The sequence below is a fragment of the Pseudomonas sp. LH21 genome (assembly GCF_036549575.1).
GTDB lineage: Bacteria > Pseudomonadota > Gammaproteobacteria > Pseudomonadales > Pseudomonadaceae > Aquipseudomonas > Aquipseudomonas peradeniyensis.
The window spans coordinates 3,148,690-3,160,964 of sequence record NZ_CP144367.1; the positions used below are offsets into that span (position 1 = coordinate 3,148,690).

Annotated in this window: 10 protein-coding genes; 5 read left to right on the forward strand and 5 right to left on the reverse strand. The window is 62.4% G+C overall.

What is annotated here, in order from left to right:
- Positions 1–2,505: a UvrD-helicase domain-containing protein gene (locus tag VUG52_RS14225; protein ID WP_050705706.1), complete on the reverse strand. Its 2,505-nt coding sequence runs from the start codon at positions 2,503–2,505 to the stop codon at positions 1–3.
- 187 nt (positions 2,506–2,692) lie between these two features.
- Between VUG52_RS14225 and VUG52_RS14230 the strand changes: the two genes are divergently transcribed.
- Positions 2,693–3,391: a pirin family protein gene (locus VUG52_RS14230; RefSeq protein ID WP_050705705.1), complete on the forward strand. Its 699-nt coding sequence runs from the start codon at positions 2,693–2,695 to the stop codon at positions 3,389–3,391.
- Positions 3,392–3,442: 51 nt separating this feature from the next.
- On the opposite strand, the gene VUG52_RS14235 is transcribed toward VUG52_RS14230, so the two are convergent.
- The 3 genes from VUG52_RS14235 to hisN all read right to left on the reverse strand — a co-directional run bounded on the left by VUG52_RS14235 (position 3,443) and on the right by hisN (position 6,275).
- Entirely contained in the window at positions 3,443–4,399 is a 957-nt protein-coding gene (locus VUG52_RS14235; protein WP_220689811.1) for an AraC family transcriptional regulator, read from the reverse strand.
- Between the two features lie 238 nt (positions 4,400–4,637).
- The gene (locus VUG52_RS14240) at positions 4,638–5,372 is read right to left on the reverse strand and encodes a hypothetical protein (protein ID WP_050705703.1); all 735 of its coding nucleotides are present in this window, start codon (positions 5,370–5,372) and stop codon (positions 4,638–4,640) included.
- A gap of 111 nt (positions 5,373–5,483) precedes the next feature.
- Positions 5,484–6,275, reverse strand: a complete 792-nt coding sequence (gene hisN / locus VUG52_RS14245) for a histidinol-phosphatase (protein ID WP_050705702.1) — start codon at positions 6,273–6,275, stop codon at positions 5,484–5,486.
- Positions 6,276–6,502: 227 nt separating this feature from the next.
- Here hisN and VUG52_RS14250 point away from each other — a divergent pair, with 227 nt between their 5' ends.
- Together VUG52_RS14250 and VUG52_RS14255 are read left to right on the forward strand one after the other, a co-directional pair.
- Complete coding sequence (locus VUG52_RS14250; protein ID WP_050705701.1) at positions 6,503–7,141, forward strand: helix-turn-helix transcriptional regulator; 639 nt, start codon at positions 6,503–6,505, stop codon at positions 7,139–7,141.
- A 138-nt stretch (positions 7,142–7,279) separates the two neighbouring features.
- A protein-coding gene (locus VUG52_RS14255; protein ID WP_409077784.1) for an IS3 family transposase occupies positions 7,280–8,643 on the forward strand; the annotation gives its coding sequence in 2 pieces (ribosomal slippage) (positions 7,280–7,765 and positions 7,768–8,643; 1,362 coding nt in all).
- Positions 8,644–9,458: 815 nt separating this feature from the next.
- Here VUG52_RS14255 and VUG52_RS14260 read toward each other — a convergent pair.
- Positions 9,459–10,367: a hypothetical protein gene (locus VUG52_RS14260; protein WP_220689813.1), complete on the reverse strand. Its 909-nt coding sequence runs from the start codon at positions 10,365–10,367 to the stop codon at positions 9,459–9,461.
- 255 nt (positions 10,368–10,622) lie between these two features.
- Here VUG52_RS14260 and VUG52_RS14265 point away from each other — a divergent pair, with 255 nt between their 5' ends.
- Positions 10,623–11,459, forward strand: coding sequence for a bifunctional allantoicase/(S)-ureidoglycine aminohydrolase (locus VUG52_RS14265; RefSeq protein ID WP_028692239.1), 837 nt, complete (start codon positions 10,623–10,625; stop codon positions 11,457–11,459).
- A 210-nt stretch (positions 11,460–11,669) separates the two neighbouring features.
- The gene (locus VUG52_RS14270) at positions 11,670–12,275 is read left to right on the forward strand and encodes an START domain-containing protein (RefSeq protein WP_050705440.1); all 606 of its coding nucleotides are present in this window, start codon (positions 11,670–11,672) and stop codon (positions 12,273–12,275) included.

Sequence of the window (12,275 nt, forward strand, 5' to 3'; positions counted from 1 at the left end):
CTACTGGCCGCGCAGGTCTTCGAAGAAGGCCTGCCGGCCCTGCACCTGACTCGACGCGCGCGATTGGGCGGCGGCCTCGCTGCTGGCCTTTTCCACATGCCAGTAGCAATGCCGGACGGCTCGCGTCACCGCCACATAGGCCAGGCGCTGCACCTCTTCCTTCTGCGCCGTGTCGAACGCCTGGGCGTCGCCCGGCTTGCCCAGGCCGGCCTGGCGATAGACTTGGTTCTTGTACGGCGAGCTGGTCAGATACTGGCAATCGCCCAACATGAACACCGCGTCGGCCTGCAGCCCCTTGGCACTGTGATAGGTCAGCTGGCGCAGGCGGCGCTGGTCGGGCGGCAAGCTAGAATCGACTTTAATAATCGAAGACAAATACTGTTCTATCAGTAACTTATCGCTTGTTTTTCGAAACAGCATCATGATTGTTTCGCCTCGATCATAGTGTTCGATGACGGTCTCGGCCAATGCCGCCTCGTCCCGATCGAAGACCCTTACCGGCGCGAGCGGGAGCTCGGCGGCAAGCCCCGCTGCCCTGGCCTTCTTGCCGGTGATGGCCGGCGCGCCTTTGACCAGGTGCTCGGCGGCATCGATGATGTGCTGGTGACTGCGGTAGTTCTCCACCAGCATCACCCGCGTGTTGGCGGGTGACGGGAACGTCTTGGTGAACTCCATGAAGTACTTCGGCGAGCTGCCGCGCCAGCCGTAGATCGACTGCCAGTCATCACCCACACACATCAGCGACGAATGCTGCGCCACCCGCCCGACATGCAGGGCCGAGCCACGGCGGCGGATCTCGGCCAGACTTGCCCGCAGCCAGCTGACGATCTGCGGGGAGACGTCCTGGAACTCGTCGATCATCAGATGCGCGAGGGGGCGCAGCAACGGATCAGGCAACAGCCCGAGGTTCTCCGGGTTGTTCTCGCCGAACAGGGCGAACATGCGGTTGTAGGTCATCACCGGCGGCGACTGGGCCAGCAGGTGCGCCTCCAGCGCCTTCCAGTACAGGGCCAGGGCTTCGAAGAAGGCCGCGTCGGTGTCGCCGGACGGGAAACTCATGGCCGCCACCGCCGCATTGACGTCCAGGCCCAGGTTCTCGATGAAACTTGCCGCGGTGACGAAGGCGTCGAGCAACGGTGCCGGGGCCAGCTCACCCTTGACCTTGTACTCGAAGCCCGGGCCCGCCACGGCATCACCCGCCAAGGACGCCGCCAGGCGCTTTGCCGATGAGTAGTTATCAAGCCATATCAATGGCTTACCGCAGAAAGCTTGAAGCAAGGTGCGCTTAACCGCCCATTCCGCACGCACCGCCAGCTTGGCGCCAGGGCGCTGGTACTGGCCGCTCTCGGCCGGGTCGAAGCCCAGCACCACCCAGGCATCCAGCCCTTCCAGGCGGCCGTGCACATGAAAGCGGCTGCCGCGGATCTGCACCGTTTCCCGGCACGGCTCGATACCCTTGATCGGCCAGGCGCCGGCGGCGAACCACAGGTCCTCGATCACATCGCACAGTTCCTCGTCGCGCTGGGCCGCCAACTGGGTCACCTGGACGCGCTTCTGCACGTCCGGGTGATCCGGATCCAGCGGCTTGAGCAGCAGGGCTTCCTGGCGCAGGGCACCGATCAACTGGGCAAAACGCGGGCTCTGGCCCATCAGGTCGCGGTAGCACAGGTTGAGTTGCTGGCGCTGGCCGTCGTTCAGGCGCAGGTCGAACGGGTTGCTGTCGGCGCTGGCCTCGCCCCCGATAGGCATCTCGCTGCCCAGGGTCTCGAACGCCCGCACCTGGGCAAAGCCCGGCAAGCTGCGCACCAGTGGCAGGATACGCGAGTGAAAGGTGCGCACCAGCTCGCGACCCTGGGCTGGCGACAGCTCGACCTGCCACAGGGCGAACACCTGCAGCAGGCGCTGGATGAAGTCCTTTCGCGACTCGCGGGTGAAGGTCACCACGGTCAGGGCATCGAGTTCAAAGCCCAGGTAGTGGCGCAGCAACAGGATGCGCAGCACCAGCGAGGTCGACTTGCCCGCCCCGGCACCGGCCACCACGCAGGTGGATGGCGTGTCGCTGAAGACCAGCTTCCATTGCGCCGCACTAGGTTGCGCCTCGGCGGGCAGTCGCTGGGCGACGTCGGCCTTGAAGCGCTTCTTCAGCTCGGTGGTCAGCGGCAGGCGCCAGTCGTCGAACAGGTTGTCGTCCTGGCCCGGCACGGCAACGTGCTCGGGACGGGTATCACGGATCACCAGGACCTGGCGCCCGGCCTCATAGCCATCCACCCGGCCCCGCTCATAGCCTTCGCGCAGGCCATCGGCATGGCCGTTGCGTTGCCCGGTAGCGTGGCCCAGGAACCAGGAGTCGCGGTGTTGTGCCTGCAGTCGCGACAGGCCACGCCCTAGCAGGCGGGCCGCCAGGCGGCGCAGCCAGGGCAGCTGTGCGGGCGGGGTCAGGTCGGCCGGGGCCTGGGGAAGCTCGTGAGGCACGGTCACTCCATTGAAAATCGAAACAGCGGGCATGTTCGCCTCATCCGCGCAAAAGTGCCAGCGAATGCTTATGGATCAGGGAATTAGGCGATGAAACGCATGCTGTTTCGCATAAACATATATCGAATAATCAAATTATATAAAGCCGATATTTACGCTTTTTATCGATCTATCAAAGTCGCATCATGGCCCCATTCCACCGAATCAGAGGAGCATCACCATGCTGCAACTGCGACCCTTCGAGAGCCTTGGCCACGCCAACCACGGCTGGCTGGACGCCCACCATCACTTCTCGTTCGCCGAGTACCATGATCCGGCGCGTGTGCACTGGGGCAACCTGCGGGTCTGGAACGACGACCTGATCGCCGCCGGCGCCGGCTTCCCGCCCCATCCACACCGCGACATGGAAATCATCACCTACGTACGCGAAGGTGCCATCACCCACCAGGACAGCCTGGGGAACAAGGGCCGTACCGAGGCCGGCGACGTGCAGGTGATGAGTGCCGGCAGCGGTATTGTCCACAGCGAATACAACCTGGAGAAGGTCGACACGCGGATCTTCCAGATCTGGATCATTCCCGAGAAGGTCGGCGACGCGCCGTCCTGGGGTACCCGACCGTTCCCCAAAGGCGAACGCGGCGAGGGCTTCGTGACCCTGGCCAGCGGCCGCGAGGGCGATGAGGACAGCCTGCGCATCCGCACCGACGCCCGCCTGGTGGCCGCCACCCTGCGCGCCGGGGAAAGCGCCGAGTACCGGCTCGATGAAGGTCGCCGTGGCTACCTGGTCCCAGCCAAAGGCCTGGTCGAAGTGAACGGGCTGCAGGCCAAGGCGCGCGACGGCGTGGCGATCGAGCAGGAGACGGTGGTGAAGGTGACCGCGCTGCAGGACAGCGAGATCGTGCTGGTGGATGTAGCCTGATCCATCTCGAACACGGGACAAGCCCGCTTGGGTTTGTCCCGTGTTGCTTCGCTAGCCTCGCCGCCTGAGCGTTGCCGACGGCAACTCACCGAAACGCTGGCGATAGCTCTCGGAAAACCGCCCCAAGTGCAGGAAGCCGTAGTCCAACGCCAGTTCGGTCACGCTGCGCACCGCGCAGCTGGGATCGCTCAGGCAGGCCTGCACGCGCTCCAGCTTGCGTTGGCGGATGTACTGCCGAGGCGTGGTATTCAGATGGCGATCGAACAGCGCATACAACGAGCGCACACTCATGTTCGCCTGCTCGGCCAGCGCTTCGGCGCTCACTTCCAGCTTGAGGTTGCGCTCCACGTAGTCCAGGATCCGCTCCAGGCCTGCGCCCGCCCCGCTCAGCGTCTCCATGCGCACGTTGGTGCTCATCAGCGTCAGCAGCTTGCTGGCGATGATCTGGCTGTAATGTCCCTGTACTCGCGGCAACGAGCCGCTCACTTCGGCTTCGTTGCAGATCATGCCCAAAAGATTGAGAAAGCCGCCCAGTTCCTCCAGCCGGTAGTGGTTGCGCAGGAAGCGCACGCCGCCGCTGGGCCTTTGCCAGCGCTGCTCGTCGCAAATGCTGTCGAGCAGGCGCACCGGCACCTTGAGAATGAACTTCTCGCAATCCTCGGAATAGGTCAGGTCCACCGGGTCGTCCGGGTTGATCAGCAACAGCTCGCCCGGCACCAGGTGGTGTTCGCGCTGATGCCCGCGCCACAGGCAGTTGCCGTTGAGCAGCACCTGCAGGTGGTAGATGGTTTCCAGCGCCGGCGAGGTGACCCGCACACTGCCGCCGTAGCTGATCCGGCACAGGTCCAGTTCGGCGAACTTGCGGTGGCTGAGGCTGGCCTGGGGGTGGGTGGTGCGGGACAGGCCGATATGGTGCTGGCCCACATGCCGGTTCACGTAGTCGGACACGGCATAAGGGTCGGCATGGTGGAACACGCAGCTTTGCTCGCTCAGCAGGCGGCTTTCCATGGACAAGGCACTCGCCATCGTTATTGTTATGGGCGCCGCCCGCTGCTACCCGGGAGGTGCGCAGGTGGTCGTTCACGGTCATTCTATCCAGCAGCCCAGGGTGTGTCGGGGCAGGTGACGGTCGGCTGGCAAGGCCCACACTAAGCAAAAACCCGGGGTCTGGGCAATGCGCAGGCGACAAACGCCGGGCGGACAGCGGACAGTGCGCGGATCAGCTTGTTCGATCAGCGAACACGGCTCATTGCACCGGCAGGAAATTCATCAGCAGCAGGCTCTGCGCGTAGTTCAGGCCGATCCTCCGGTAGCGCTCATCGAGCATTTGCGCCAGCAGGTCCAGGCGGGCGACGACCTTGCCGAACTCCACCGCAAAACTCAGGTTGCTGCCCTGCTCGGTGATCTCGTTGGAGAACAGCAGCAGCACGCCGTTGGCATCCTGGCGCTGGCTGAGCATCCAGGTGGCCTTCTCGATGTTGCGGGCGGCGTTGTTGATGAACAACGGATCGAGGGTGTCGGTCATGTAGAACTCGGTGCGTCCGCCATGGGCGGTGACCAGCATGCTGCCGATGGCGTAGATGAACGCGCCTACCCGATCACCACGAAATTCAGGGCTCAGGGCGTAGCTCAGGGCGGTCAGGTCACGGCGCTCGCCCAGTTGCGGCAAGGGTTGGCGTTGCTCGATGGCGATACGAATCTGCCGCGCCGCCGTGGTGGCGTCAAGGTAGCCGGACTGCTTCCACTGGCTGGGGTTGCGCAGGTACAGCTTGTTCATCAGCAGGTAGAGGCTTTGCAGGTTGTCGCGCATGGCCAGGGTCGCCATGCGATCGACACTGGTCTGGAACAGCTCGTCCGGCTTGCCGTTGCCGAACTGGGTCAGCATGTCACGCCCCTGTTGCTGGGTGCAGGCGGCCAGGCACGCCAGACTGCCGGCCAGTAGTAGACAGCGGGGAAACTGGATGAGTCGTCGTACGGCCATCGGCACCGGTGGGGGTCGTCGGCCCTGCCGGGGATCGGCGGGGCCTGGCCATGCATAGAACGCACAAATGCGAAAAAGTGCGATGGCCAGGCCGATTGCCGGTGCGCGGCCTTACAGGGCGTGACGCAACATCTCCAGCACCTGCGCATGCAGCGCCGGATCGCCACAGGCCACCACGCAGCCACCGTCCTGGGCCGAGCTGCCGTCCCAGGCGGTGATGACGCCGCCCGCCCCTTCGATGATCGGCATCAGCGCCTGTACGTCGTACGGCTGCAGGCTCGCCTCGACGATCACATCGACGAACCCCGATGCCAGCATGCAGTAGGCGTAGCAGTCACCGCCGTAGCGCATCAGCCGCGCCTTGCCGGCGACCGACTCGAAGGCCGCCTTGCGCGCCGGGGTATCGAACATGTCGGGGGTGGTGCACATCAGCGTGGCTGAAGCCAGGTCGGCGCAGGCGCGGGTCTTGAGCGGCGTGTCACCGCGCCATGCGCCTTGTGGGGTGCCGATGAAGCGCTCGCCGGTGAACGGCTGGTTCATCACACCGACCACCGGGTGCTCGCCATCGTTGAGGGCGATCAGCGTGCCCCACAGCGGCAGGCCAGTGATGAAGGCACGTGTGCCGTCGATCGGGTCGAGCACCCAGGTCAACGGGCTGCTGCCCTGTGCGGTGCCCTGCTCCTCGCCGAGGATGCCATGGGCCGGATAACGGGCCTGGATCAGCTGGCGCATGGCCTCTTCGGCGGCCTTGTCAGCGACGGTCACCGGGTCGTACAGGCGTCCGCCCTTGTCCTCGACATCCAGGCTGGCGCGAAAATACGGCTGGATCGCGGTGGCGGCGGCATCGGCCAGCTGTTCGGCGAAATGGCGGAATTCGACGATCTGGTCAGCGCTCAGGGACATGGGGCGGGCCTCGTGATTGGAAAGGATCGGCATCATACCCGACTACACGATGAGGCGGATTCCGGCGGCATCAATGATATTGTTATGCCATTATTCCTGCTTCATTTAACCGTCACTCACTCGTTGTACTAGGATAGCAAGCAGCTTCAACGGCCCCGCCGGCAGTCAAGGACGCTGGTCACTGGCGCGCGCAGGCCTTCGTTCCACCGCTTATCATGGATGACACGATGAATTCGCACTTGCTCTTTCCGCAGATCGGCAAAGTCATAGCCAGTACCGGCAGCCGCCATTTTCCGCGGCATCTGCACGACCTGATCCAGACCCACCTGACCATCGACGCCACGCATATTCGCCAGTTGCGCGACCCGGTTTGCGCCACCCGCCCGGACGCGACGCTGATCAGCGAGACGGTGTTCAGTGCCGGCGATTCGGGCGAAGACTTCGACGACCCTGCGCGCCTGCACCTGGCGCGGCGCAAGGATGGTTACCGCTACGAGATCACGGTGTTGCGGGCTGACCCGCGGGTTGGCTTCTCGGCGACCGAACGCAGCCGGCTCGAAGACATTTCGCCGTTGCTGCTGCCTATGCTGGAGAAGCACATCAATGCCTTGCAGCCGGCCGCTTCTGGACCGGTGGACCTCGACAGCGTCGAGCAGCGGTTTATGGAACGGCTGCGACAGACGGGGATCAGCCTGTCGCACCGGGAGATGCAGGTGTGCGAGGGGTTGCTGGCCGGGCTTACGGCGCCGCAGCAGGCCGAGCAATTGCGGCTCAAGGTCAATACGGTGGAGAGCTACCTGCGCAGGGCGGCGATCAAGTTGGGGATCAGTGGGCGGCATTCGTTGATGAGGTGGATGTATGGTTAGGGGGGCTCTGGTTCTTTGATGATTGTTTTGGTTTTTGTATGCGCATTCGTAGTTGATGTCGACATTTAGTCACCTTTTCGCCTTTACGTGAACTGACCCCCGAAAGTTGGACGCCTGACTCCAACCGGAGGGTGTTCCATGACGAAATACAATCTAGCGCTCAAGCAAGCACTCATCGAAGAGTGCCTTTCTGCACGGAGTGTTCATGAGGTAGCACTGAAGCATAGCCTGAGTCCATCGTTGCTACGCCGTTGGATAAAGGGCTATGAGCAACACGGCGCAGCAGGTCTGACTACCAAGTACAGCCACTACGACGCCCAGTTCAAGTTGAAGGTTTTGCAGTGCATCGAGCAAGGCGGACTGTCAGCCCAGCAAGCCTGCATACAGTTTGATATCCGAGGTCCGAGTAGCATCAGGCAGTGGAAAAGGCTGTACGATGAAGGCGGAGTAGAAGCACTTCACCCGCATCGTGCCCGAGAATCCCGAATGCCCCGCAAAGCATCAAAACAACCCAGCATAAGCCCGGCTACCCCTGCAGATACCGAGCTGACACCTGAGCAGATGCTCGAAGAGCTGGAGTATCTGCGTGCGGAGAATGCCTATCTAAAAAAGCTCGATGCCTTGATCCAAGCGGACCCCAGCACTGCGCAATCAAGAAAGCGCAGACCGTCCAAGGATTGAGGCATGAGCATCGGCTAGCTCTGCTTTTACGCGCGGCAGGGCTGGCACGCAGCACCTTCTATTACCAAAGCAAAGCGTTGGTGACCGACAAGCATGCGGTTCTCAAAGAGCGCATCAATAGCCTCTATCACAAGCACAAGGGGCGGTACGGCTATCGCCGCATCACCGCAGTGCTTGAGCGGCACGGCGAAGTGATCAATCACAAGAAGGTGCAGCGGTTGATGCAGTTGATGAATCTGAAATCCCTGGTAAAAGTGAAGAAATATCGCTCCTACCGAGGTTCCGAAGGGCTTGTTGCATCTGATCTGCTCAAGCGTGAATTCAAGGCGGAAGCCCCTAATCAGAAATGGGTCACCGATGTGACTGAGTTCAAGGTGAAAGGGCAGAAGCTGTATCTTTCACCTGTGATGGACCTGTACAACGGCGAAATTCTTGCCTATCAGATCAATCCGCGCCCTGAGTTCAAGATGGTATCGACGATGTTGGAGCAAGCTTTCGAGCGGCTGAACCCAGATGACAAACCGATATTGCACTCCGATCAAGGTTGGCAATACCGACAGCCTGCTTATCGACATATGCTGGGCGGAAAGGAAATCCAGCAGAGCATGTCGCGTAAGGGCAACTGCCTAGACAATGCCGCGATGGAAAGCTTTTTCGGTACACTCAAGAGCGAGTTTTTCTATCTGGAATCGTTTGACAGTGTTGAGCAACTGGCATCAGGGCTAGAGGACTACATCGCCTACTACAATCAAGAACGTATAAGTCTAAGACTGAATGGCTTGAGCCCGGTACAATTTCGGACTCAAGCGCTGAACCCATAGCGTACCCCGTCCAACTTTCGGGGGTCAGTTCAACGGCGACCTACTTTTCTCTAGGGAAAAGTAGGCAAAACCGTTCCGCTCCGTTCATCCGGCCCCTACGCTGCTCTCCGGGGTTCCCTCGCTCCGTTCTTGCTCCCGTGGGTACCGCGCTGTACGCCCCATCCTGGGGCGCAGCGCTCGACGGCCATCCATGGCCGTCGCCCCACTACGCAAGAACTCCGCTCGGCCTCCTGAAGTCGCAATTGGTGGCGCTTGGACTATTGCGCGCTTAGAAGCAAGAGCAAGAGCAGAAGTTCGAAGTTGGTTGTTTGACAGTTAATTATGTATTGGTTATTTCGGCCCCTTCGCGGGGCAAGCCCGCTCCTACAGGGTTCTATATAACGGCGACTATCGCGTGGGAGCGGGCTTGCCCCGCGATGCGATCGAGAGATTAATTAAGCTTCAACTAGCGACAGCTACGCCAGTCCAGGCACCGCCCGTAACTTCGCGACTTCAGGAGGCCGAACGGAGGTCTTGCGGAGGGAGGTGACGGGCATGGATGCCCGTCAAGCGCTGGGGCCCAGGATGGGCCCTGCAGCGCGGTCCTCCCGGGAGCAAGGCCGGAGTGAGGGAACCCGGAGCGAAGCGGAGGGCCGGATGAATGGAGCGAGGATTTTTTGGTGACTTTTTGATCCTTCAAAAAGTTACCCGCCGTAAGGGCGGAAAGGTGACTTCGCGTCACCATCGCAAATGAATGCGCATACAACTTCCAATACCAGCCAACAACAACAACAACAACAACAACAACAACAACAACAACAACAACAACCCCTAGGTCAGGCCCCAGGTCCCCGAGGTAACGCTTCGGCCTGAGCCGTTCTCGCCGCGACCGGCGGAGTCAACCGCAACACCCGATCCCGCCCCCCCTCAGCAAGCAGATACCCACCCTTACCATCCGGAACAATAGCCTGAGGCGCCTTCAGATAGCTGAGCACCGTATGGCGAGTACCATCACCATCAATACGCAGCAACCGCGCTCGATGAGTCGAGTCCTCGCTGATCCAAAGCCCACGCTGGTCACAAAGCAGGAACGTTGGATTACGCAGCCCCTCCACCACCACTGGATCAGCACCTTCGGCATTGAGCGCACGAACCTTGCCGGCGGCCTTCTCGGTATATAACAGCCGCCCATCGGTACAACGGGTCAGACCTTCCGTTTCGGTCAGCCCCGCACGCAGCACATCGAGTTCACCGCTGCGCCAGTCGTAGCGCATCAACCGGCCATCACCCTTGCGGTCTTCGATGGCATAAAGATGCTGGCCATCGTTATACAGGCCCTGCACGTTGTTACCCTCGAACAGCTGGCTGACTTGCCCATCGCGCGAAACGCTGACCGGTGCCCCGCCTACCTCCTGGCTGAACGCCCAGCCACCCTCGACGGCAACCATGCCGTCGGGCTTGGACAAACGATCAAGCACCACCACCCGATCCCCCTCGGCGGTGATGCGCATGATGCTGCCCTTGCCGCCGTTCAGCTCGCGGCTGACCAGCAGGCTGCCGTCGGCCTGGGGCAGCAGCGAAGCGGCCCGGGTCACCGAGTTGTGCAGCACCTGCACGTTCCAGCCCTCGGCGGCCTGCACCGGATAGAAGGACTGCCAGCCGAAGAAGCCCAGGGTACAGGCCGCCAGGCCCACGGTGGTGGCCAGGGTAAGACGGACAGCACGTTTGCGCAGGACAGGCATCATCGATTCAGCTCCGTGAAAGTGCTGGCGATGCTAGCAAGGTGATGTGAAAAAAATGTCGTTGCCATAAACCCTGGGAAACTTCCTACAACTGCGCCATGGAAACGCTGTCATCACATTCAGTATTTGGATACCGGGTATTCCAACATTTAATTTGTAGATGATGCAGCCACGCCCCTATGCTGGCGGTGCATCCCCTGCACGCACCGGCCGGTGTGGTCCAAGGCATGGGGAGAGAACAACAAGTCGAGACCGTTCATGTCGAAACCTTCCTACTTCGCCCCCCACGGTGGGCACCCGGCTCAGACCGAGCTGCTGACTGACCGTGCCATGTTCACCGAAGCCTATGCCGTCATCCCCAAGGGCGTGATGCGTGACATCGTCACCAGCCACCTGCCGTTCTGGGACAAGATGCGCATGTGGGTCATCGCCCGTCCGCTGACCGGTTTCGCCGAGACCTTCTCCCAGTACATCGTCGAAGTCGCCCCCGAAGGCGGCAGCGAGCGTCCAGAACTGGACCCGAACGCCGAAGCCGTGCTGTTCGTGGTCGAGGGCGAGATCGACATCACCGTCGAAGGCAAGCACCACACCCTGGTTCCCGGCGGCTACGCGTTCCTGGCCCCGGGCGCCGACTGGAGCCTGCGCAACAACAGCAAGGCCAACGTCACCTTCCACTGGCTGCGCAAGCACTACCAGAAGGTCGAAGGCCTGCCGGTTCCCGAGTCGTTCGTCACCCACCGCGACAACGCCACCGTCATCGAGATGCCGGGCACCGAAGGCCGTTGGGTCACCACCCGCTTCGTCGACATGGCCGACATGCGCCACGACATGCACGTGAACATCGTGACCTTCCAGCCGGGCGGCGTGATTCCGTTCGCCGAGACCCACGTCATGGAACACGGCCTGTACGTGCTGGAAGGCAAGGCGGTGTACCGCCTGAACCAGGACTGGGTCGAGGTCGAGGCCGGCGACTTCATGTGGCTGCGCGCCTTCTGCCCGCAGGCCTGCTACTCCGGCGGCCCGGGCCCGTTCAGCTACCTGCTGTACAAGGACGTCAACCGTCACGTGCACCTGACGCTCAATCCGCAGCGTTAGTCGTAAGCATCACCAGCGTGGGAGCGGGCTTGTCGGAACGCCGCACCGCCCGGATCACCGGCGAAGCCGGTGCTCTACACCCCATCGCGGGGCAAGCCCGCTCCCACGCTGTCCAGTGCCCCTGCGCGACGGTGCAGCCAAACGGGCTGGACGACCTCCTGCAGGTCTTGATCCATACTGATCGGACCTTCCCCCTACGGCATCCCCGCCATGACCCTCCTGCGCCCTCTGTTCGTCCTGCTGCTCCTGCTGCCGGGCACCTTGCCGTGGGCGGACGACTGGCAACTCGCCCACCAGGAAGACGGCATCGATGTCTACCTGAGCAGTGTCAGCGGTTCGCCCTACCAGCAGTTCCGCGGCATCACCCGGATCAAGGCCAGCCTGCGCACCCTCACCGACCTGCAGGAGAACCTGCGGGTGGCCTGCAAATGGCTGTACGCCTGCGCCGACATGCGCCTGCTGGAGGTGGACGGCGACACCACCTGGGTCTACCTCACCACCGCCCTGCCCTGGCCGGCCAAGCCCCGCGACATGGTGCTCAAGGTACGCACCGAGCGCCTCGACGACGACACCCTGGTCCGCCACCTGAGCGCCGAGCCCGGGCGGGTACCGGCAACACCCGGGCTGATCCGCGTGCGCCGGCTCAGCGGCGAGTGGATCATGCGCCCGCTGGGCGAGCGCGAGACCGAGGTCACCTACCAGCTACGCGCCGACCCGGCCGGCGATGTGCCGGGCTGGCTGGCCAATCGCTTCGTCGTCGATGCGCCGATGGTCACCCTGAAGACCTTGCGGGCGGTGGCCGAGCGTCAACCGTAA

Bases quoted from the DNA above. Each gene is read 5' to 3' on its own strand.
- VUG52_RS14225 (WP_050705706.1), bottom strand. From the start codon at position 2,505: ATGCCCGCTGTTTCGATTTTCAATGGAGTGACCGTGCCTCACGAGCTT.
- VUG52_RS14230 (WP_050705705.1), top strand. From the start codon at position 2,693: ATGCTGCAACTGCGACCCTTCGAGAGCCTTGGCCACGCCAACCACGGC.
- VUG52_RS14235 (WP_220689811.1), bottom strand. From the start codon at position 4,399: ATGGAAAGCCGCCTGCTGAGCGAGCAAAGCTGCGTGTTCCACCATGCC.
- VUG52_RS14240 (WP_050705703.1), bottom strand. From the start codon at position 5,372: ATGGCCGTACGACGACTCATCCAGTTTCCCCGCTGTCTACTACTGGCC.
- hisN (WP_050705702.1), bottom strand. From the start codon at position 6,275: ATGTCCCTGAGCGCTGACCAGATCGTCGAATTCCGCCATTTCGCCGAA.
- VUG52_RS14250 (WP_050705701.1), top strand. From the start codon at position 6,503: ATGAATTCGCACTTGCTCTTTCCGCAGATCGGCAAAGTCATAGCCAGT.
- VUG52_RS14260 (WP_220689813.1), bottom strand. From the start codon at position 10,367: ATGATGCCTGTCCTGCGCAAACGTGCTGTCCGTCTTACCCTGGCCACC.
- VUG52_RS14265 (WP_028692239.1), top strand. From the start codon at position 10,623: ATGTCGAAACCTTCCTACTTCGCCCCCCACGGTGGGCACCCGGCTCAG.
- VUG52_RS14270 (WP_050705440.1), top strand. From the start codon at position 11,670: ATGACCCTCCTGCGCCCTCTGTTCGTCCTGCTGCTCCTGCTGCCGGGC.